This is a genomic window from Microbacterium sp. LMI1-1-1.1, from assembly GCF_040815675.1.
Classification (GTDB): domain Bacteria; phylum Actinomycetota; class Actinomycetes; order Actinomycetales; family Microbacteriaceae; genus Microbacterium.
Window position 1 is genome coordinate 790,273 of record NZ_JBFPNN010000008.1, and the last position, 20,154, is coordinate 810,426.

A 20,154-nucleotide genomic window follows, 5' to 3' on the forward strand; every position below is an offset into this window, starting at 1 on the left:
GCCGTCCGCGCCGTCAGTTCGCGGTCGCGTTGTCGTAGGCGCGCTGCGCCGCCTGCTGGGCGTCGCCGAGCGCCTCCTCCGTGGTCTTGTCGCCGAGGAGCGCCGCCGTGATGGCGTTGTTCAGCTCGTTCTGGATGTCCTGACCCGCGGGGGAGGATCCGAATGACAGGCCGGAGCCGACGACGTCGTAGTAGGTCGAGATGACCTGGTCGAAGCCCTCGTCACCGCTCGGGGTGACGTACTCGGACCGCACCATCTCGTCCGCCTCGGGCGAGCCGGTGAACAGGCCCGTGTTGATTCCGTCGTTCTCCTCGATAGTCGCGGCGCGGGCCGCGCCGGCCGCCATCCAGGCGTCGGTCGAGGTGAGCTGCGTCAGCCACGCGCAGGCGGCGGCGGGGTTCTCCGCCCCGACGGGGATGACGAACGCGGTGCCGGAGGCCAGCGAGAAGGGCTCCCCGTCGGCATCCCGGAAGGGGACCGCCTGCAGCGAGATCTGGTCGCGGTAGGCGCTCAGCACGTTGGGGTACCACTGGTTGGCCACCTGCGCGCCGACCTGGTTCTGCACGAACTGGTTCGCGTCGCCGAAGGTGTCGAACGAGTCCGTGAAGCTCTTCACCGCGGCGTACCCGCCCTGGGCGTCGGTGATCTGCTTGAGGGCCTCGATGCCGGCGGCGTTCGAGGGGTCGTCGAGCGTCGGGCGGCCGTCGGCGTCGGTGAGCTGCCCGCCCATGCCGAGCACCCACAGCCCGCCCTGGCCGGTGGCCACCGGGTCGAAGCCGAGCCGGGTCGGCGTGCTCCCGGAGGCCTGGTACATCTTCTCGATGGCGGCGAGGAGGCCGTCCATGTCGGACGTGTCGATCTCGTCGGGTGAGACCCCGGCCTCGTTCAGCACGTTCATGTTCAGCAGGATCGCCGGCGGCTGGTAGAACTGCGACACCGCGTAGACGGCGTCCTCGTACGTGACGTCGTCGACGACGCTCTGGTACCAGCGCTCGGTCGGGTCGACGTCCTGCGCCTCGAAGCAGGAGTCCAGCGGGATCAGCAGGCCCTGTGCGGCGTAGGTGGTGACGTAGCGCCGGTCCATCTGAACGACGTCGGGCACGTCGCCGCTGGCGATGCGGGTGGTGAGCTTCTGGGCGTCGAAGGCCGTGGCGTCCAGGGTCACATCCACGTCCGGGAGCTGTTCGGCCGCGTAGTCGAGGCGGGACTGCCCCACGTCGTCGGCGTTCTCGAAGCCCCACGCGGCGAGGGCGCCCGTGGGCTCGGCGCTGAAGTCGACGTCGGCCGCCTGCTCGTCGCCCCCGCCTCCGCTGCAGGAGGCGAGCACAGCGATGGATGCCGCGCACACGGCGACACCGGCGAGGTAGCGCTGTTTCATGATGTGTCCTTTCGAGACGGGGGGAGAGGTCGAGACGGGGGGAGAGGTCGAGACGGGGGGAGAGGTCGAGACGCGGGGAGGGGTCGAGACGCGGGGAGCGGTCATCCCTTCCGGCCCTGCGTGGCCACGCCCTCGACGAAGTACCGCTGGCCGAAGGCGAAGATGATCAGCATCGGGAGCGTGACCAGGAGCGAGGCGACCATCACGTACTGGTAGTCGCCCTGGCCGCCCGCGCTCGGGCTGTACTTGGTCATGGCGTAGGCGATGCCGAGCGGGGCCGTGAAGTCCTCCACCGATCCGGCGTTGAGGTAGATGAGCGCCGCCTGCAGGTTGTTCCAGCTGGCCTGGAACTCGAACAGGAACACGATGATGAACGACGGGATCGACAGCGGCATCGCGATGCGCCAGAACAGGCCCCACGCGCTGCAGCCGTCCAGCCGCGCCGCCTCGAACAGCTCGCGGGGGACGCCGAGGAAGAACTGCCGCTGCAGGAAGATGTAGAAGGCGCTGCCGAACAGGTTCATGCCCCACAACGGGACCCACGTGCCGAGCAGCCCGGTCTCCTTCCAGACCAGGTAGATCGGGATCATGGTCACCGCACCGGGCAGCATCATCGTCGCGAGCACCAGCCCGAACAGCAGCCGACGCCCGGGGAAGCGGAAGTACGCGAAGCCGAACGCGACGATCGAGCTCATCACCGCGACCGTCGTGGCCGCGAGCAGCGCGATCGCGACGCTGTTGAACATCCAGCTCAGCAGGGGCAGCTGGCTCCACACCTCGGCGTAGTTGCCCGGGGTGAAGGTCTTCGGGATGAGGGCGTTGTCGAACACCTCGCCGCGCGGCTTGAGGCTGGCCGCGAGGAGCCACGCGAACGGGTAGAGGAACAGCAGCGCGAACAGCACGAGCACGATCGCCAGCACGACGCGCCCCGCGAGCGTCTTCGGCTGCGACAGCGCCCGGCGCCACCGCGGGCGTCTCGGCGCGGCGGGCACGACCATCTCGGGGCGGGCGACCGCGACCCCCGGGGTCTCCAGCGACGTGGCCATCAGCGGTCTCCCTCGTAGTAGACGAACCGGTTGCCGAGGCGGACCTGCACCAGCGTGATGAGCAGGATGATCACGAACAGCAGCCAGGCCATCGCCGCGGCGAAGCCGAAGTTGAACTGCCGGAACGCCTGCTGGAACAGGTAGATGGCGTAGAAGAGGGAGGCCTCGGGGGAGGCGTTGCTCTGGTCGCGCCAGAACAGCAGGTAGGCCTGGTCGAACACCTGGAACGCCGCGATCGTCAGGACGATGACGTTGAAGAACATCGCCCCCGAGATCATCGGCAGGGTGATCGAGAAGAAGCGGCGGATCGGCCCGGCGCCGTCGATCGAGGCGACCTCGTAGAGGTCGACCGGGACGTTCTTGATCGCCGCGAGGAAGATCACCATGGTGCCGCTGACGGTCCACAGCGCCATGATCACGATGCTGGGCTTGACCCACGCCGGATCCACGAGCCATTGCGGACCCGGGATGCCGATGGCCCCGAGCGCTTGATTGATCGCTCCCGAGTTGCCGTTGAGCAGCAGGAAGAACACCGCCGCGGTGGCCACCGCGGGCGTCATCTTCGGCAGGTAATAGAGCGTGCGGAAGATTCCGGCTCCGCGCCCGACGCGGCTGAGGAGCAGGGCGAGGAAGAGCGCGAAGGCGATCTCGAGCGGCACCGCCATGACGGCATAGAACAGGGTGTTCCCGAGCGACACCGCCACGCGGGGGTCCTCGAACAGCTGCGCGTAGTTGTCCAAACCGACGGGGCGCGCGGCGCCGGTCGCGAGGTTGTAGCTGCTGAACGAGATGACCAAGCTGTAGATCATCGCGCCGGCGGTGAAGACGAGGAACCCGAGGATCCACGGCGAGATGAAGAGATACCCGGCGATGGCCTCCCGCCGGTTGTACTTCACCCGCGGACGCGCCGGCCGTCGTCCCCGCCGCGTCGCGCCGGCGGTGTCGTCGACGGCGAGCTCGCGGGTCACTGTGATGCTCCGGCGATCCGCCCGGAGGGGGCGGCCTCGCCGCGCGGGGGGCGCGGTGCGCGATCGTCCATGACGGTCCTCTCTCGCGGCGCGTCGTCGTCGACGTCGCGGTGGGCACATCATCGACGCGAAGAGCACTTCGTTTCGAGGGCATTGCCTTTCTGTCGCCGAAGTGAGAAGCGCTTCTCGCCGTTCCGCGGAAAGACGCGGAAAAACGCCGGGCCCGTCCCCGGAGGGACGGACCCGGCGTACGCGGAGCGGACGTCAGCTGACGTCGCCGCGCCAGGCGCCGGACTCGGCACCGCGCGACTCGATGTACTCCTTGAAGTTGTCGAGGTCCTTCTTGACCGAGTGGTCGTCGGCGCCGAAGACGGCACCGAGCTTCTCGAGGACGCCCGTGGGCTCCCAGTCGATCTGCACAGTGACGCGCGTCTCGGAGTCGCTGAGGCGGTGGAAGGTCACCACGCCCGCGTGGTTCTCGTCGCCGCCGACGCTGTTCCAGGCGACGCGCTCGTCGGGGTGCTGCTCGGTGATCTCCGCGTCGAACTCGCGCTCGGCGCCGGCGATCTTCACCTTCCAGTGCGTCAGCGTGTCGGACTTCTGGGTGATCGACTCCACGAAGCTCATGAAGTGCGGGAACTCCTCGAACTGCGTCCACTGGTTGTACGCGACGCGGACGGGAACGTTGACGTCGATGGTTTCGATGACCTGTGCCATGGTGTCCTCTTCTCGATTGATCCTTGGGCTGGTTCCAGTGTTCGCGCCCCCGGCGGCTCCGGGCCGGGGGGTTGAGGGATCGCCGTTCGTGCCCTATACGCCCGCGGCATCCATCCGGCTGGGAAGGCGGCGGGTCAGTCCCGTCCGCGCAGGATGAGGTGCCAGTACACCCAGGGCAGGATGCGGCGGTCGGCGATCCACGACAGGCGCCGCTCCTTGTAGAGCGAACGCCAGAACGGCACGGTGGGCTTGAGGTGCCCGACGCGGTCGAACTCGGCGAACACGACCGTGCGCCGCGAGACGGTGAAGGGCACGACGCTGTAGCCGTCGTACTTCTGGGACGGCTCGCGTCCGGCGAGCACGGCCTGCATGTTCTTCACCAGCGCCTTCGCCTGCCGGCGGATCGCCCCGCCGGACCGGCGGGTGGCCACCGCGGCGGCGTCGCCGAGCGCCCACACCTCGGGGTGGCGCTCGTGCTGGAAGGTCTCGGGGTCCACGTCGACGAAGCCGTGCGGATCGTCGGATGCCGCCAGCCCGCTGCCCGCGATCCACTCCGGGGCCCGCTGCGGCGGCACCGCGTGCAGCACGTCGTACGACAGCGTCTCCTCGGCGTCGCCGTGACCGATCGTGATCGTGCGGGCGGCGGCATCCACGGTCCGGAGCTCCCGGCTGTACCGCACCTCGATGCCGTACTCGTCGATCTTGCGCTGCAGTTCGCGGTCGATGGCGGGGATGCCGAACGGCACGGGGTCGGGGGCGACGAAGATCACGCGGATGTCGTCGAGCACCCCGACGGCGCGCCACCAGTCGCACGCGAGGTACATGGGCTTCTGCGCCGCCGCCCCGCACGAGGCCGGCTCGGGCGGCTGCGTGAACACGACGGTGCCCGCGCGCACGTCGCGCAGGACGCCGGACGCCTTCGCGGCCAGCTCGTAGTCGTAGTTCGAGATGCCCTCGGGTGCCGCCATCGCCTCGGGCAGGCCGGGGATACTCTCCCACGCCATCCGCATGCCGGCGGCGACGACGAGCTGGTCGTAGTCGAGATGCGCGCCGGACACGAGGTGGACGCGCCGGGCCGCCGGGTCGACGGTGAACACCTCGTCGCGCAGCCAGCGCACGCCCGGGGGCATGACGTCGGCCTGGGCGCGCGCGGCCAGCGAGGCGCGCGCCGCGCCGCCCGCGATGTGCGACTGCAGCGGGGCGAAGACGTGCAGGGTGCGCGGCTCGATGACGGTGACGTCGCCGAGACGCGCGTGGTGCAGACGGCCGGCGATCGACAGGCCGGCGTTGCCGCCGCCGATCACGACGATGCGACGGTCATCGACCCCGGCAGTGGCGGGGGAGTGGCTCATGGGAGTCCCTTCGTTCCTGCCACGGAACGCCATCGGGACCCCGGATGCCACCGGGTTGACAGGACGGCTCAGCCGAACGACTCCGCGGGCGGGGTGTCCTCGGGCGGCTCGGGCACGACGTAGAGCCCGGTGGGGGCGTTCGCGGTCGACATGAGGGCCTCGAGCCAGGCGCGGTTCAGGGCCGGGGGGCGGCCGCCGTTGAACTTGAAGACGAGGTTCGCGCGCGGGTGGAGCCAGACCGACGTGCGCCCGCCGCCGGTGCTGATGTCGTCCTTCCACTGGAAGTAGAACGGCTCGCCGCGGCGCAGCTTGTTGCCCACGACGACCTGGAGGTGAGCGAGGAGACGGTCCTCGAACTCGTTCCGGATGCCGCCCTCGTAGATGAACTTGCCCACGTGTCCCTCTCCGCGGACTCTCTGCCCGTCGATGTCACTGTGCAAGTCACGTTCATCGAAGCTCGTGAAACCATACGACGCGCGCCGTCGCCGCACGCAACACGAACACGACTCAGAACATGCGGGCCGTCTGCCCAGGGTTTCTTCCGTAGTTTTCCCGGTAGTACCGAGCGAAGCGCGACGCACTGGAGAAACCCCAGCGGCGGGCGACCTCCGCCACCGTCTGCGGCGTGCCGGCGCGCAGCTCCGCGTGGGCGCCGGCGAGACGCACGGCCCGCAGCTGCGCCGTCGGGCTGGTGCCGAGGGCTCGCTGGAACGCGTGCTGCAGCCCGCGGGAGGAGATGCCCGCGGCGCGGGCGATGTCCTCGAGCGTGATGGGCTCCCGGGCGTTCTCCTCGATGTAGGCGAGGGCGCGCCGCACCGTCCGGGGCGCGGCGGTCCGCTGCGTCGCGCGGTCCATGGCCTCGAGGTAGGAGGTGTTGAAGGTCGAGAGGGTGCTCAGGAGGGCATGCCGCTGCAGCTCGGCGGCGGCGATCGGGTCCTCGTGCGCCGTCACGAGCGAGGCCGACACGTAGGCGAAGCTGCGTTCCCACTGCGCCCCGAGCACGCGGTCGCGGGCGCTCGCGTCGATCGCGCGCAGCACGAGCCGGTCGTCGCCAGATGCGATGCGCGCGACCTCCTCGACGTGGGAGCGGTCGAACACGAACGCCCGGACCTGCGCGGTGCCGGTCCAGCTCGCCTCGGTGGTGCCGTCCACGCCCAGCCAGGGCTGCCGCGGGTCGAGGGAGCGCCCGCGGCTGTCGACGCGGACGTCCGGCCCCGTGATGCGGCACACCATGAGCTGGTCCTCCATGTGGATGGAGGCGCGGACGGACGCCCTCAGGTCGTAGGCCACGACGGAGAACTGCGGGAGCTCGACCGAGCTCCACGTGAACCCGACACGGCGCGGATCGACGCGTTCCAGTCTCGCGCTCGGCACGAACCGACGCCAGGTCTGCTCGACCTCGTCGACGCCGTGCGAGCGGACGTTGAGTACCTGACCCACGATTCCCCTCTCCGCCGCGTGGGGGCCGCGGCATCCGTCCATCTTCCCTCCCACGCGGGCCGTCCCGTGATCGACGCGTCCGCGCGGCGGCGCGGCGAGGCCCGGGTGGGGCGGGGTGGTGTCAAGGGGGAGAGGCCGGGGAGGACGGCCCTCTTGGATGGAAGGGCCCCCCGGGGCGGAGGCGCACGCGAGCGTGTGCGCGAGAAAGGATCACCATGAGCGACGCTTCGATCGACCCCACGCGCGACGGCGCGACCGACTCCGGAACCCCCAGCTCGGACGTGGGCGCCGCCGGTGTGCGGCCGCTCCGCGACGGCGACACCTCGATCGAGCCGGACCCGGCCCTCGACCCCGCGCAGGCGGAGTGGGACGCCACGACGGCCCTCGACGAGGGCGCGGACCCCGAGGACATCGACCCGGCCACCGCCACGGGCGCCGACCCGGCGGAGATCCCGTCGGACGACGACGACATCCCCCTCGCGGACATCCACCCCGAGGACACCGGCACCGACTCGCAGGGCGAGGACCCCGGTGTGGTGGAGCTCGGCGAGGAGGGCCAGGGCGACCTCGCCCCCGAGGACTACTGACGACGCCGCGGCGCCCCGGTCCTGCTGCGGCGGGGCGGGGCGCCGTCGTCTTCACACGCCGCCGGAACGGGGCGCCGCCGCCGGAACGGGGCGCCGCCGCCGGAACGGGGCGCCGCGCTCGGGCGGGCGCCGCGCTCGTGTGTGCCGCGCTCGTGGCGCCGCGCTCCGGAGGATCGGTCGCGGTGCCGGCACCGGCGATCCGTGTCCGTGCTCGGGTGCGTCAGATCTCCGGAGCGCGGTATGGCCGGGCGCGTCGCAGCTCGCGCAGCGGTGTGGCGGCGCGGACGACCCGCCGCCCCGCGTAGGAGACCCCACCCCGCAGCCGCAGCCCGAGCGCGACCCAGCTCGTGACGGCCCGCTCCGCGAGCCAGGCCGGGCCCCACAGCGCACTGGTCCGGGGGAAGACCCCGGCGCCCCGGTCGCGCCGCCGCCCGCGCTCGGCCAGCAGCACCGACAGGACGAGCACCGCGAGCAGTCCCGCGGGGCGGCGACGCAGCGCGAGCAGCGCCGGCGCAAGGGCGAGCTCGACGGCGAACCGTCGCGGCTGGGCGAGGCTGTCGTAGGCCTGACGGACCCGCTGCGAGCGGAAGTGCCGCGCCGTCGGCGGCCGGCGGACAACGAAGAGGTCGCGGCAGACGCGGACCCGGCCGCCGGCGGCCCGGACCGTCCGCTCCATCTCGAGGTTCTCGAAAAGCGCATCCGCAGCGTAGCCCCCGGTCCGCTGCAGCGCCGACCGCCGGACCCCGTACGTGCCGGGGTAGTCCGCCGCGACGGCGCGGTTCACGAGCGAGCGGGCCGTGTCCCACCGGGCGTGCCACGGAAGCGGACGGAAGACGTTCTGCGGCACGACCACGTCGGCCCCGGCCAGCTCCGCGACCACGGCGGCGAGCGTCGCCCGGGTGTGACGGACGTCGTCGTCGGCGAGGACCACGAGCTCATGCCGCGCCACGGCGAGCCCGCTGAGGACCCCCCGCGCCTTGCCGTTGGCCCCGGTGGTGACGGTCGGCGCGAGGTGGCGGACGCGGTCGCCCCAGGCGGCCGCGTGCGCGGCGAAGAGCGCGGACGGCGACCCGTCGACGACGGTGACGTCGATGACGGCGGACAGCGACGCGAGGTAGCGGGTGAGCTCGGGGAGCTCCCGGTCGTCCTCCCACCGCAGCGGCAGGACGTACTCGGCCGCGAGCCGCATCAGTCGTCGGTGCGGAAGCCGGCCGCCTTGTGGGTGCCGTCGCAGAACGGCTTGATGGTCGAGAGCCCGCAGCGGCACAGTGCGACGGTCCGGCGCGTGCGGGCGACGGGCTGTCCGTCCGGCGTGCGCAGCTCGGCGGCGCCGCGCACGAGGAGGGGGCCGTCGGGGTAGGCGGTGATGACCACCGGCTCGTCGGTCATGCGCGGGCCTCGGTCGTCGCGGCATCCCGGTCCGGGAGACCGGCGACGCCGGGGCGGAGGGAGGACTCCCCGCGCCCCCAGGCCTCGAGCATGTGCTGCCCGACCCGGTCGTCGACGACGAGGCAGGCCGCGGCGCCGAAGACGATGTCGGGAAGGAGGTCGGGGCGGTCCTCGGCGAGGGCGCCCGCCATGTCGCGGCCGGCGATCTGCTCGTGGACGGCGTCGGCCTCGACGTGCTCGTCGAAGTACTCGCAGACGTCGTCGCCGAACCCGAGGCGGCGCAGGCCCTCGGCGTAGAGGCGGTTGGGGATCGAGGAGGTCATCTCGAACGCGGCGAGGTGGCCGACGATCGCGCCGACCAGACGGCGGTTGAGACCGAACATGGACATCGTGTTCAGCGAGGCGAGCGTCACGGCCGGGACGAGGTCGACGTAGGCGCCGTACGTGTCGTCGAGCCCGGCACCGCGTACGGCGCGGGCGAAGAGCGTCGCGTGCACGCGGGCGGGGCGGCCGCCGCCGTACTCGTCCGACTGGATCTCGACGAGCGCGGCCTTGGCCCGACCGGACAGGCGGGGGATGGCCCACGAGTGCGGGTCGGCCTCGCGCAGCGTGTAGATCGTGCGCTGGACCAGGAACTCGCTCGCCTGCGCGAGCGTGGCCTTGCGGGCGAGGTAGCGGGACAGGCTCGGGCCGCCCTCGGCCCCCGTCAGGGCGAACAGGGCCCGGGCGACGGCGTCGCCGGTCGGCTCGGGCAGGTCCGGCACCGGGACGCTCCGCCGCAGCGACGCCTCGAATGCGGTCTCGATGACGCGCCGCGTGGCGATGAGCGCCGGGTCCCATTCGAGGTCGGCGCGCAGGGCGGGGAACGCGCCGTACGACGAGGCGTACAGGGCGAACAGGGCGAGCTGCAGGTCGTCGTCGCGCTCGATGTCCGCGGTGACGGCGACGGCCGTCTCCGCCCGGGCGGTGTGCCCGTCGTCGACGCCCTCGGTCAGGTGCCGCAGGACCGCGGCGCTGACCGGTCCGCGGGAGGAGAAGGGCAGGTCGTCCTCGGCGGTGAGGGCGGACGGGGCGGGTGAAGCGAGAACGGGCACGCGGGACTCCTGTTTCCGGGGAAGGCCAGCACTCTCGGCCGCCCGGGCGCGACGGCCGAGCCCCTTGACACGACGGCCGCCCCGACGAAGCGGACCCGGGATGCCGTCCGGTCGCGCGAGCGCGTGGCATCCCGGGTCCGAGGGTCCCGGCGGATGCCGCGCGATTGTCCCCGGCCGTGGTGGCGGCCGCAACCCCCGTGGCGAACCGGGGTGAGCGGGCGTTCGCTGTCCGGACGCGCCGGCCGCGGTCAGACGACCGCAGATCATCCCCCCGTCGGCGCGGGAGGAGAGAAGATGTACTTCCATCGGCAGGAACTGCAGCACACCGCCACCCCCGAGAAGCCCGACGCCGTCTACGCGCGCAAGCTGCAGGAGGTGCTCGGCGGACAGTACGGCGAGATCACCGTGGCGCTGCAGTACCAGTTCCAGGCGTGGAACATGCACATCCCCGGCAAGTACCGCGACCTGGTGTTCGGCATCGGCGCGGAGGAGATGGGGCACGTCGAGATGCTCGCGATCATGATCGCGCAGCTGCTCGAGAAGGCCCCGCTCGGCATCACCGAGGACGCCGTGCAGAACGACCCGACCGTCGCCGCGGTCATCGGCGGCACGGACATCCAGCAGGGGATCGTCGCGGGCGCCGGCGCGCGCCCGGTGGACTCGATGGGCAACCCGTGGCAGGGCAGCTACATCACCGCCAGCGGCAACCTGCTCGCCGACTTCACGGCCAACGCCAACGCCGAGATGCAGGGGCGCGTGCAGGTGGCGCGGCTCTACCACCAGACCGACGACCACGGGGTCAAGGACCTGCTGGCCTTCCTGCTCGCGCGCGACACGATGCACCAGAACCAGTGGATGGCCGCGGCGGCGGAGCTGCGCGCCGAGGGTCTCGAGGACCTGCCCGTGCCCAGCAACTTCCCGCTCGAGAAGGAGGACCGCGAGGTGTCGTACCAGTACATCAACTTCTCCAACGGTCCGAAGGCCGGCGACGGTTCCTGGGCCTCGGGTCCGACGCCCGACGGGAAGGGCGAGTTCACCTACGTGCCCGAGCCGCCCGCCGGCGTGCCCATGCCGCCGCCCACGCACCCGGACGCCCGCTTCTACGGCACGACGGAGCTGCCGAACACGGTCGAGAAGCTGGCCGGACGCGCGCAGGACGCGCTGCACAAGGAATGAGCGGAGCGGATGCCGCGGCGCCGGGGCCCTCGACGGCTTCGGCACCGCGGAGCGGGGCGAGCTTCCCCGCGATGCGCGCGGCCAAGGTCCCGCGGTCGATCGTCGCGGGCCCGTACGGGCACCCGTTCCACCCGGTCGCGGTGACGATCCCCATCGGGGCGTGGTCGTCGAGCCTGGTGTTCGACCTGCTGGGCCTCGCCGTGGACGACCCGCGGGCGTTCGCGACGGGCTCGCGGTGGCTCATCGCGATCGGTCTCGGCGGCGCCGTCGGGGCCTCGGTCCTCGGGCTGCTCGACTTCTCGCGGATCCCGAAGGGCACGCCCGCGCGCCGGACGGGCCTCGCCCATCTCGTGCTGAACGTCACGGCGATGGTGCTGTTCTCCCTCAGCCTGCTGCTGCGCCTGTCCGATCGCGGACGCGTGCCGGGGGCGGCGTTCCTGCTGAGCGTCGTCGCATCCGCCGGCCTGTCGGTCTCGGGGTGGCTCGGCGGCAAGCTCGCCTACCGCTGGGGCGTGCGGGTCGCGGACGAGCACACGCAGCGGGAGGGCTTCGAGCAGCGCTGAGTCTCTCTCAGGACGGACCCTGGATGCCACGGCATCCGGGGTCCGTCGTCGTCCCTGCCGTGGTTGCTCTGCGCTGAGTTGGCGCAGATGTACGCGTGGGGGCGTGTTCGGCGGGCATATGCGCCAAGTCAGCGCTCTGTTTGGGGGAGGGCGGGGGTCAGCGGCGGCGGGAGCGGGGATGCCGGAGGGGGACGCGCGACCACCCGCCGCTCACGGCGCCGGGGTCGTGCATCGGCGCGAGGACGGCGCCCGTCGTGTCCGCGGCGGGCCGGTGCCGCAGGCCGAGCGTGCGCTGCAGCGTCCAGATGAAGCGGTCGAACACCCGGGGCGCGAGGAAGCGCAGCGGACGCGTGACCAGCTGCGCCGCCCCCACGGCGACCTCGGCCCGGCCCCCGCGGGCGGCGCGGACCACGGCCCGCGCGACCCGATCCGCCGACACCACCGGCGGCAGGGGGAACGGGGTGCGGCCGGTGACGTTGGCGGCCCGCTCGTAGATCGGGGTGTCGATGCTCGCGGGCAGGACGATCCGGACATGGATGCCGCGGTGCCCGAGCATCTCCTGGCGGAGAGCCCGCGTGAAGCCGAGCAGGCCGTGCTTGGCGGCGACGTACGGCGCGACGTACGGCCCGGGGATCTGCGAGAACAGCGATCCGACGAACACGAGCGTCCCGCCGCCGCGCGCGTGGAAGTGGGGGAGGACCGCGCGCGCCGCCCGCATGTGCCCGGTGAGGTTCGTCTGGATGACGCGGTCGACGATCTCGTCGGGCGTGTCCAGGACGGAGCCGTACGAGAACACCGAGGCGGACGCCACCCAGACGTCGATGCGGCCGAAGCGGGCCACGACGGCGTCGGCCGCGCGCTCCGGGCCGTCGGGGGCGGCGAGGTCGGCCGACACGGTCAGCACCTCCGCGCCGCGGGCGCGGCACGCGTCGGCGGCCGCGGCGAGGGCGGTCTCGTCGCGCGCCACGAGCGCCAGACGGATCCCCTTCCGGCGGGCGAAGCGGAGGGCGGTCGCGCGGCCGATGCCCCGCGAACCACCGGTGATGACGACGACCTCGGGCATGCGGGAACGTCCTTCGCTCGTGCGGCCGGCGGGGTGACGGCACGGGAGGGACGCTAGACGCAGAGCCGCGCCCATGCCGAGGGGGTTGCCTCGTCGGCGGTCGCGCCCCTCGGGCCCGCGGGGGCGGGGCGCCCTCGTCGCGGGGCGTCGCGCGTGGCCCCGGGGCGCCGGAGGTGGCCCCGGGGCCACTCCCGGCCACCCGACGGCGGACGCCCGCGCACCCGCTACCGCCCGGGCCCGCCGCACGCAACCCCGTGGGTGTTCCGCGCCGTCCGCGCCGAGGGTGGCCCGCATGACGGGCAGCAGAGACGGCATCACCGAGGTCGCCGAGGGCGTCACGATGATCACGCGCGCCGTGACCAACTGCTACCTCGTCGACAGCGACGACGGGACGATCCTCATCGACGCCGGACTGCCGCGCAGCTGGTCGCTCGTCCGCGAGGCGCTGCGCCGGCGCCGTCTGGCCCCCGAGGATCTCACGGCCGTCTACCTGACCCACGGCCACTTCGACCACGTCGGTCTCGCCGAGCGACTCCAGCGGGAGCATCTCGTCCCGATCCGGGTGCACGCGGCGGACGTGCCGCTCGCCCGCCACCCGTACCGCTACGACCGGGAGGCGCCGCGCAGCCTCTATCCCCTCGCGCACCCCCGCGGGCTGCCGTCGCTCGCGCGGATGACCGCGGCGGGGGCGCTGCGCGTGCACGGCGTCGACGCCCACGGCGACATCGTCCCCGGCCAGCGACTGCGCGGCGGTCTGATCCCCGTCGCGACACCGGGGCACACGTACGGCCACGTCGCCTTCCACCTCCCCGACCGGCGCATCGTCTTCTCCGGCGACGCGCTGGTCACCTTCGACCCGTACACCGGCCGCACGGGCCCCCAGATCGTGGCCCGCGCCGCGACGGCCGACAGCTCCGAGGCGCTCGCCGCGCTGCCCGCCCTCGCCGCGACGGACGCCGACCTCGTGCTGCCGGGTCACGGTGCGGCCTGGAGCCGTGGCATCCACCTCGCCGTCGCCCAGGCGCTCGCGACCGGCGCGCACTGACGACCCGCCCGCGGCGATCCCGCCCGCCGACGCCCCGCCCGAGCCCACCCGCAGGACCGAAACCGAGGAGTGACATGAGAGCGATGACCTACCGCGGACCGTACAAGGTCCGCGTCGAGAACAAGCCCGACCCGCGCATCGAGCACCCCAACGACGCGATCGTCCGCGTCGAGCGGGCCGCCATCTGCGGATCCGACCTGCACCTGTACCACGGGATGATCCCCGACACCCGGATCGGCCACACCTTCGGTCACGAGTTCATCGGCCGGGTCGTGGACGTCGGGTCGTCGGTGCAGAGCCTCTCCGTCGGCGACCGGGTGATGGTCCCGTTCAACATCGCGTGCGGGTCGTGCTTCTTCTGCGCGCGCGGGCTGCTGAGCAACTGCCACAACGTCAACGCCAACGCGACGGCGGTCGGGGGCATCTACGGCTACTCCCACACCGCGGGCGGCTACGACGGCGGGCAGGCCGAGATGGTGCGCGTCCCCTTCGCCGACGTCGGGCCCCGGGTCATCCCCGAGTGGCTGCACGACGAGGACGCGCTGCTGCTGACCGACGCGTTCTCCACCGGGTACTTCGGCGCGCAGCTCGGCGACATCGTCGAGGGCGACACCGTGGTGGTGTTCGGGGCCGGACCGGTGGGCCTGGCCGCGGCCCGCTCGTCCTGGCTGATGGGCGCCGGTCGCGTCATCGTCGTGGACCACCTGCCGGAGCGTCTCGAGAAGGCGCGGTCGTTCGCGTTCGCCGAGACCCTCGACTTCCGCGAGTACCGCGACATCGTCGTCGAGCTGAAGAAGCAGACCGACTGGCTCGGGGCGGACGTCGTGATCGACGCCGTCGGCGCCGAGGCGGACGGGCACCTGCTGCAGCACATCACGGGAGCCAAGCTCAAGCTGCAGGGCGGATCGCCGATCGCGCTGAACTGGGCCATCGACTCGGTGCGCAAGGGCGGCAACGTCTCGGTCATGGGGGCGTACGGCCCGCTCTTCAGCGCCGTCAAGTTCGGCGACGCCATGAACAAGGGGCTGACGATCCGCACCAACCAGGCCCCGGTGGCGCGGCAGTGGCCGCGGCTGCTGGAGCACATCCGCGAGGGGCGCATCTCGCCCCGCGAACTCATCACCCACCGCATCCCCCTCGAGGACATCGCGGAGGGCTACCACATGGTCTCGTCCAAGATCGACGGTCTCATCAAGGCCGTCGTCCTGCCCGACGCCGCCTGATCGAGAAGGGAACGACGACATGGCCTACACGCCTGAGAAGCCCACTCCGCCGCCGAGCGCGGAGGAGCTGCGCGCCCGCATCCCCGGCTGGGGGGCCGACCTCGACCCCGCCGACCGTCCCTCGTATCCGAAGGAGAAGGCCCTGGACATCGGGGCGCACTGGACGTTCGCGGAGGAGCAGCCCGAGGGCCGCGACCGCCGCGAACGCTCCATCGAGCACGGGCGGCTGACGCCCGTCTTCGGCACGGCCCAGCCCCTGCGGGGCGTCGCCGGGGCCATCCGCCGCCTGGCCTACGACCGGTTCAGCGAGGCGCGCGCCGCCCACTGGCTGCTCCTGGTGGCGGGGGACAGAGTGGATGCCGCCGGCGCCCACCTGCGATCCCTGGCGACGCGGCATCCGGACAACCCCATCACCGAGACGGGCATCACCGCGGAGCGGCGGTGGAACCCGCTGACCTCCCGCCTGGGCCGTGTCGACGCCCGCCACCAGTGGATCGACCCGATCCTCGTGGCCGGGCCGTGGATCCTCGCGGTGGTCGGCGTCGTGGCCGTCGGACGGCGGCTCCTCCGCCGCGGGTGAGTCGCCGGGGTGGGACCGGGCGGGCCCGCGCGCGGTAGCGTCGTGACGTGACGGATGCGACGGCGGGACCCCGCGCGCGAGCCTCGACGGTCCGCGTCCTCTGGGGGGCGACCCATCCCGGCCCCACCCTCGTGGTCACGGTGCTGTCGCTGGCCCTCGGCATCGCGGCCGGCGTCGAACCGGGTCGCCTGGCGCTCCTCGTGGTCGCGGTGCTCGCCGGGCAGGTGTCCGTCGGGCTCTCGAACGACGCGATCGACGTCGCGCGCGACGCCGCCGTCGGCCGGACCGACAAGCCCCTCGCGGGCGGCGCGCTGAGCCCGGAGCGGGCGCTCGCGGTGGCCGTGGCATCCCTGGTCCTCGCTCTGCTCCTCTCGGCGCCGCTCGGTCCGGGGCTGCTCGCCGCGCACGCCGTCGCCCTCGCCTCCGCGTGGACCTACAACGCGGGTCTGAAGTCCAGCCCGTTCTCGATCGCGCCGTTCCTGGTGAGCTTCGGCCTGTTCCCCTCGTTCGCGACGCTGTCGCTCGCCGAGCCGACGCTCGCTCCGCCGTGGGCGGCGCTGGCCGGGGCGGCACTCGGCGCCGCCGTGCACCTGACGAACGTCGTGCGCGACCTCGACGACGACCGCCGGACCGGTGTCCGGGGCCTGCCGCACCGCCTCGGCGCGCGGGTGTCCGTGCTCGTCGCGGCGCTGGGGATCGTCGTCGGGGCGGTCGCGGTTCTCCTCGGGCCCGGCGGTGGTGCGACCCCCGCAGGCGTCGTCTTCTTCGCCGCGGTCGTCGCCGTGGCCGTTGTCACCGTGATCGTCGCGACGGTGCGTCCGCCGGGGCGCGCGGTGTTCCAGCTCACGATGCTCGCGGCGCTGCTGCTGGCCGCGCAGCTCGTCGTCGCCTGAGCGCGGCCGGCGCTCCGCTCGGCGCCCCGCGCCGCGGACCCGCCCCGCACGCTCACGTGCCCCGGGCCGCCCGATCGAACCGCATCGCGTACGCGCGGGCGAACGCCGCCCCGCCGGGTCCGCGGAGGGCCGCGCGCAAGGCGGCCGACCGCAGCCCGTGGGCGACCGGTCCCGCCGCCCGCCCCAGCCGCGTGTTGAGCGCCGCGAGCCGGGCGGCGTGCCGGGCCGAGGCGATCCGGTCGCGCTCCCACCGCGCGAGGGCGGCGTCGTCGTCCCCGCGCGCCCATCCCGGCAGCAGCGGGGCGAGCGTCAGCGCGTCGAGCAGTCCGAGGTTCATCCCCTGGCCGCCGATGGGGCTCACCTCGTGCGCGGCGTCGCCGACGACGACGATCCGTCCGCGTCGCAGGGCGGGGGCGACCGCCCGGCGCACGCCGAACGCGGAGGCGTCCGGGATGTCGACATCGAGTCCCGTGCGCCGCAGGACGGCGTCGTGCAGGGAGCCCGCGGCATCCCGGATCTCCGCCGACCCGGCCCACGCCACGAACCGGCGGCGGCCGCCGGGCAGGGGGAACGACTCGACGACGCCGTCGCGCTCGAGGTGCACCCGCGCGACGGCGCCGCCCGGGGCCTCGACGTCGGACATGACGTACCGGTCGGGGTAGTGGTGGGTGCGCACGGCGCCCCGGCGGTAGACGAGGTCGCGGCCCGCCCACCCCGAGGCCACGACGACGACGTCCGCGCGCAGCTCGTCCGACCCCGCGGGGCCGGTGGTGCGCACGCGCACCGCGCGTCCGTCGTCGTGCAGCGCCGTCACGGTCACACCGCGGCGCACCGGCGGCGCGAGGGCCGTCAGCACCTCGATCGTGTCGGACTGGGGGAGGGCGGCGACATAGGGATGCCGCGCGGGCACCCGGTCGAAGCGGATCTCGGCGAGCACCCGGCCGTCGGCGCGCGCCTCGCCCCGTCCGATCCGGACCGCGCGCTCCACGAGCCGCTCGGTCGCCCCGCTCGCCTCGAGCAGAGACAGGGCGGGCGAATGGATGCCGATGGCCCGGGTCCCCGCCCCCGGATGCGCGCGCCGGTCGAGCACGGTCGCCTCGATCCCTCGTCCGCGGAGGTCGGCCGCGAGCGCGAGACCCACCGGCCCCGCACCGACGATCACGACGTCAGTCACGGGCCCGCCCCCGGGCGACGGCGAGGACGCGGAAGGGCGCGGGCGTCTCGACCCGCCACGGGCCGCCCAGTTCCGCGGCGAGCTCGTCGCTCCGGTAGCTGCGGCGGATCGAGCGCAGGCCGTCGACGCGCAGGAAGGTCCCGGGGGACAGCGGCGCGATCCCCACCGTGTACAGCGCGTAGGCGAGCCGCCCCCGCGCGATGTCCGCGTGCAGGACCGGCCCGCGCGACAGGGCGAGCGAGTCCGCCGCGAAGGCGTCGAGCGCCGCGGCGTCGAGATGGTGCAGCACGTGGTTGGACAGCACGATGTCGAAGCGCTCGCCCGCGGCCAGCAGCTCGCCCGACCCCTGGGACACGAACCGCACTCCCGGGCGCTGCCGCGCTCGTGCCGCCGCGAGGGCGCGCGGGTCGGGGTCGGCCCCGACCCATTCCACGGCGAGGCCGTCGCGCGCCGCGAGACCCGCCAGCCGCGCCACGACGTCGCCGCCGCCGCAGCCGAGGTCGAGCACGCGCGCCGGTCGGCCCAGGGCCCGCAGCTCCGGCCGCACCCGCGTGCGGTACACGTGGCCCCACGCCGACACGAGGCGGTTCACGAGGCCGAACCGTCGGTAGGTCGCCGCGAGCGCCCGCGGGTCGCAGTCCGGGTCGTCCATGAGCTCGGTGAGGACGGTGTCGCGCCGGGCGAGCCCGCGCCATGCCGCGGTCGTCCCGGCGGCCGGGCCGCGGGTGCTCACGCCGGCGGGCGGCGGAGCGTCAGTCGCGCCGCCTCCACGGTGAGGCCCGGGCCGAAGGCCAGCGCGGCGATGCGGTCGCCGTCGGAGCGGGCGTCGTCCGCGAGGAGGTCGCGGAGGATGAACAGGATCGTCGCGCTCGACATGTTGCCGTGGGTGCGCAGCACCTCCCGCGAGGGGGCGAGGGCGGCGGCATCCATCTCCAGGGCCTTCTCGACCCGGTCGAGGATGCTGCGCCCGCCGGGGTGCACGGCCCACGCGTCGATCTCGGCGAGATCGCCGAGCACGTCGGCGGCGATCGCGGCGATCTCGCGGCCGATGATGCGGGGCACCTCGGGGGTGAGGGTCATCTCGAACCCGGAATCGCCGACGGTCCAGGCCATGTCCTTCTCGCCCTCGTCGAGGACGTGCGTGGCGAAGTCGCCGATGTCGAGGCCGCCGGACGCGTCGTCGGCGGCCGCGACCACCGCCGCGGCGGCGCCGTCCGCGAAGACGGAGGCGGCGACGATCTGGTCGGGGTGCGACGACGTCTGCCAGTGCAGCGAGCACAGCTCGACGAGGGCGACCAGCACCACCGCCGCCGGGTCGGCGGCGACGATCCGCGCGGCCAGCCGCAGCGCGGGGAGGGCGGCGGCGCACCCGATGAAGCCGAGGTGGTAGCGCTCGACGGAGGGGGAGAGGTCGAGGTCGCGCACGAGCAGGTAGTCGGGACCCGGGGCGAACATCCCCGTGCACGACACGGTGACGACGTGGGTGACGTCCGCGGCGGTGCGGCCGGAGCCGGAGAGCGCGGATCGGGATGCCGCGGCGAACAGCGGAGGCGCCTGCCGGCGGTACTCGTCGTTGCGCGCTCCGGTCGGCGGCATGAGCAGGCGGTCCCCGTCGCGCACGGCGAGGTCGCCCGATCCTCCGCCGGCCAGCTGGGGCAGCACGGTGTGGCGGGTGTCGATCGCGGCGGCGTCGAACGCGGCGCCGGCCAGGCGCTGGCTGCGGCGGTCGAAGCCGGGCTGCGCGGCGAAGAGCGCACGCAACGCGGACTGGTCGACGCGTGTCTCGGGCAGCGCCGTGCCGATCGAGAGGATCCGGGCGGTCATGCCTCACTGTAGACACGCTTCCGGGGTCTTCCGGCGGGGATGGCGTGGGTGTCGCGTGCCGTCTATGGTGCCGCGGACCGCCCGCCGCGGGCACTGTCAACCCCGGCCGGCGGGCCGGTCGGGCGCACGTACGGTGAACGCTCCCGACGGAAGGACACCGCGATGGCCCGCGACCGCACCGACCCCACCCGCGTGACGAACCAGGACCCGGTGCAGCGCCCGAACCCGAAGGTGTGGATGATCGCGTCCGGCCTGCTCGCGGTCGTCGCGATCGTCGTGTTCTCGTTCTCGCTGACCATCGTCGCCGCGTTCGCCTGGATCGGCATCGCCGTGCAGGTCGCGATCTTCGTGGCAGTCCTCGCGAACGGCCTCACCGGACGCCGCGGCTCCTACCAGGGGTACATCTTCGCCGTGCTGCTGTGCGTGCAGGCCGCGGTCGCGCTGATCGTCATCATCATCATCGCCATCGCGGCCTGGTCGTCCGCCGGCTGACCGGGTGTCGACGGAAGCGGCGCCCGGGGGCGCCCCCCGAAGGGGCACACCACCCCCCCGGGACGGGGGGGGAGGCGCCCCGCGCCCGCCCCCCGTGTTGTGTGAACCCGCGGGCCCCGGGCACACCCCCGCGGCCACCGGCCGCCGCAC

The 20,154-nt window shown here is 73.4% G+C and carries 22 protein-coding genes; 8 read left to right on the forward strand and 14 right to left on the reverse strand.

Annotated elements, in window-relative coordinates; translation table 11 throughout:
* Window positions 1–13 precede the first annotated feature (13 nt).
* From MRBLMI1_RS13315 to MRBLMI1_RS13345, 7 genes are all read right to left on the reverse strand, one after another.
* Window positions 14–1,378 carry an ABC transporter substrate-binding protein gene (locus tag MRBLMI1_RS13315; RefSeq protein WP_367733650.1) on the reverse strand — a complete coding sequence of 455 codons (1,365 nt, stop codon included), beginning with the start codon at window positions 1,376–1,378 and terminating at the stop codon, window positions 14–16.
* A gap of 101 nt (window positions 1,379–1,479) precedes the next feature.
* A complete protein-coding gene (locus tag MRBLMI1_RS13320; RefSeq protein ID WP_414685888.1) occupies window positions 1,480–2,424 on the reverse strand; it encodes a carbohydrate ABC transporter permease in 945 nt (314 codons plus the stop codon).
* Window positions 2,424–3,392 carry a carbohydrate ABC transporter permease gene (locus MRBLMI1_RS13325; protein WP_414685889.1) on the reverse strand — a complete coding sequence of 323 codons (969 nt, stop codon included), beginning with the start codon at window positions 3,390–3,392 and terminating at the stop codon, window positions 2,424–2,426. Before MRBLMI1_RS13325 ends, MRBLMI1_RS13320 begins: the two co-directional genes overlap by 1 nt.
* Window positions 3,393–3,656: 264 nt before the next feature.
* Entirely contained in the window at window positions 3,657–4,109 is a 453-nt protein-coding gene (locus tag MRBLMI1_RS13330; protein WP_367733651.1) for an SRPBCC family protein, read from the reverse strand.
* A 134-nt stretch (window positions 4,110–4,243) separates the two neighbouring features.
* Window positions 4,244–5,461 (reverse strand): NAD(P)/FAD-dependent oxidoreductase, encoded by a 1,218-nt coding sequence (locus MRBLMI1_RS13335; RefSeq protein WP_367733652.1) that lies wholly within the window; start codon window positions 5,459–5,461, stop codon window positions 4,244–4,246.
* 68 nt (window positions 5,462–5,529) lie between these two features.
* Window positions 5,530–5,856 (reverse strand): ATP-dependent DNA ligase, encoded by a 327-nt coding sequence (locus tag MRBLMI1_RS13340; RefSeq protein WP_367733653.1) that lies wholly within the window; start codon window positions 5,854–5,856, stop codon window positions 5,530–5,532.
* Between the two features lie 112 nt (window positions 5,857–5,968).
* The gene (locus MRBLMI1_RS13345; protein ID WP_367733654.1) at window positions 5,969–6,901 is read right to left on the reverse strand and encodes a helix-turn-helix transcriptional regulator; all 933 of its coding nucleotides are present in this window, start codon (window positions 6,899–6,901) and stop codon (window positions 5,969–5,971) included.
* 215 nt (window positions 6,902–7,116) lie between these two features.
* Here MRBLMI1_RS13345 and MRBLMI1_RS13350 point away from each other — a divergent pair, with 215 nt between their 5' ends.
* Window positions 7,117–7,488: a sugar ABC transporter ATPase gene (locus MRBLMI1_RS13350; protein WP_367733655.1), complete on the forward strand. Its 372-nt coding sequence runs from the start codon at window positions 7,117–7,119 to the stop codon at window positions 7,486–7,488.
* A 220-nt stretch (window positions 7,489–7,708) separates the two neighbouring features.
* Here the strand turns inward: MRBLMI1_RS13350 and MRBLMI1_RS13355 are convergent, their stop codons facing one another.
* The 3 genes from MRBLMI1_RS13355 to MRBLMI1_RS13365 are packed head-to-tail and all read right to left on the reverse strand — an operon-like array spanning window position 7,709 to window position 9,971.
* Entirely contained in the window at window positions 7,709–8,677 is a 969-nt protein-coding gene (locus MRBLMI1_RS13355; RefSeq protein WP_367733656.1) for a glycosyltransferase, read from the reverse strand.
* Entirely contained in the window at window positions 8,677–8,877 is a 201-nt protein-coding gene (locus MRBLMI1_RS13360; protein ID WP_367733657.1) for a CDGSH iron-sulfur domain-containing protein, read from the reverse strand. Before MRBLMI1_RS13360 ends, MRBLMI1_RS13355 begins: the two co-directional genes overlap by 1 nt.
* The gene (locus tag MRBLMI1_RS13365; protein WP_414685890.1) at window positions 8,874–9,971 is read right to left on the reverse strand and encodes an iron-containing redox enzyme family protein; all 1,098 of its coding nucleotides are present in this window, start codon (window positions 9,969–9,971) and stop codon (window positions 8,874–8,876) included. Before MRBLMI1_RS13365 ends, MRBLMI1_RS13360 begins: the two co-directional genes overlap by 4 nt.
* 294 nt (window positions 9,972–10,265) lie before the next feature.
* Between MRBLMI1_RS13365 and MRBLMI1_RS13370 the strand changes: the two genes are divergently transcribed.
* Entirely contained in the window at window positions 10,266–11,147 is an 882-nt protein-coding gene (locus MRBLMI1_RS13370; RefSeq protein WP_367733658.1) for a manganese catalase family protein, read from the forward strand.
* Window positions 11,148–11,218: 71 nt separating this feature from the next.
* On the forward strand, window positions 11,219–11,710 hold the full coding sequence (locus MRBLMI1_RS13375) for a DUF2231 domain-containing protein (RefSeq protein WP_367733659.1): 492 nt from the start codon (window positions 11,219–11,221) through the stop codon (window positions 11,708–11,710).
* 157 nt (window positions 11,711–11,867) lie between these two features.
* Here the strand turns inward: MRBLMI1_RS13375 and MRBLMI1_RS13380 are convergent, their stop codons facing one another.
* The gene (locus tag MRBLMI1_RS13380) at window positions 11,868–12,773 is read right to left on the reverse strand and encodes an SDR family NAD(P)-dependent oxidoreductase (RefSeq protein WP_367733661.1); all 906 of its coding nucleotides are present in this window, start codon (window positions 12,771–12,773) and stop codon (window positions 11,868–11,870) included.
* Window positions 12,774–13,065: 292 nt separating this feature from the next.
* Between MRBLMI1_RS13380 and MRBLMI1_RS13385 the strand changes: the two genes are divergently transcribed.
* From MRBLMI1_RS13385 to MRBLMI1_RS13400, 4 genes are all read left to right on the forward strand, one after another.
* On the forward strand, window positions 13,066–13,818 hold the full coding sequence (locus MRBLMI1_RS13385) for an MBL fold metallo-hydrolase (RefSeq protein WP_367733662.1): 753 nt from the start codon (window positions 13,066–13,068) through the stop codon (window positions 13,816–13,818).
* A 74-nt stretch (window positions 13,819–13,892) separates the two neighbouring features.
* Window positions 13,893–15,041 carry a zinc-dependent alcohol dehydrogenase gene (locus MRBLMI1_RS13390; protein WP_367733663.1) on the forward strand — a complete coding sequence of 383 codons (1,149 nt, stop codon included), beginning with the start codon at window positions 13,893–13,895 and terminating at the stop codon, window positions 15,039–15,041.
* Between the two features lie 19 nt (window positions 15,042–15,060).
* Window positions 15,061–15,621 carry a hypothetical protein gene (locus MRBLMI1_RS13395; RefSeq protein ID WP_367733664.1) on the forward strand — a complete coding sequence of 187 codons (561 nt, stop codon included), beginning with the start codon at window positions 15,061–15,063 and terminating at the stop codon, window positions 15,619–15,621.
* 47 nt (window positions 15,622–15,668) lie between these two features.
* The gene (locus MRBLMI1_RS13400; protein WP_367733665.1) at window positions 15,669–16,514 is read left to right on the forward strand and encodes a UbiA family prenyltransferase; all 846 of its coding nucleotides are present in this window, start codon (window positions 15,669–15,671) and stop codon (window positions 16,512–16,514) included.
* A gap of 52 nt (window positions 16,515–16,566) precedes the next feature.
* Here the strand turns inward: MRBLMI1_RS13400 and MRBLMI1_RS13405 are convergent, their stop codons facing one another.
* The 3 genes from MRBLMI1_RS13405 to MRBLMI1_RS13415 form a co-directional block, all read right to left on the reverse strand.
* Window positions 16,567–17,688 carry an FAD-dependent oxidoreductase gene (locus MRBLMI1_RS13405; RefSeq protein WP_367733667.1) on the reverse strand — a complete coding sequence of 374 codons (1,122 nt, stop codon included), beginning with the start codon at window positions 17,686–17,688 and terminating at the stop codon, window positions 16,567–16,569.
* On the reverse strand, window positions 17,681–18,340 hold the full coding sequence (locus tag MRBLMI1_RS13410; protein WP_414685893.1) for a methyltransferase domain-containing protein: 660 nt from the start codon (window positions 18,338–18,340) through the stop codon (window positions 17,681–17,683). Before MRBLMI1_RS13410 ends, MRBLMI1_RS13405 begins: the two co-directional genes overlap by 8 nt.
* Before the next feature lie 77 nt (window positions 18,341–18,417).
* Window positions 18,418–19,512, reverse strand: a complete 1,095-nt coding sequence (locus MRBLMI1_RS13415; protein WP_367733671.1) for a type III polyketide synthase — start codon at window positions 19,510–19,512, stop codon at window positions 18,418–18,420.
* 162 nt (window positions 19,513–19,674) lie between these two features.
* Between MRBLMI1_RS13415 and MRBLMI1_RS13420 the strand changes: the two genes are divergently transcribed.
* Window positions 19,675–20,004, forward strand: coding sequence for a hypothetical protein (locus MRBLMI1_RS13420; RefSeq protein ID WP_367733672.1), 330 nt, complete (start codon window positions 19,675–19,677; stop codon window positions 20,002–20,004).
* Window positions 20,005–20,154: the final 150 nt, after the last annotated feature.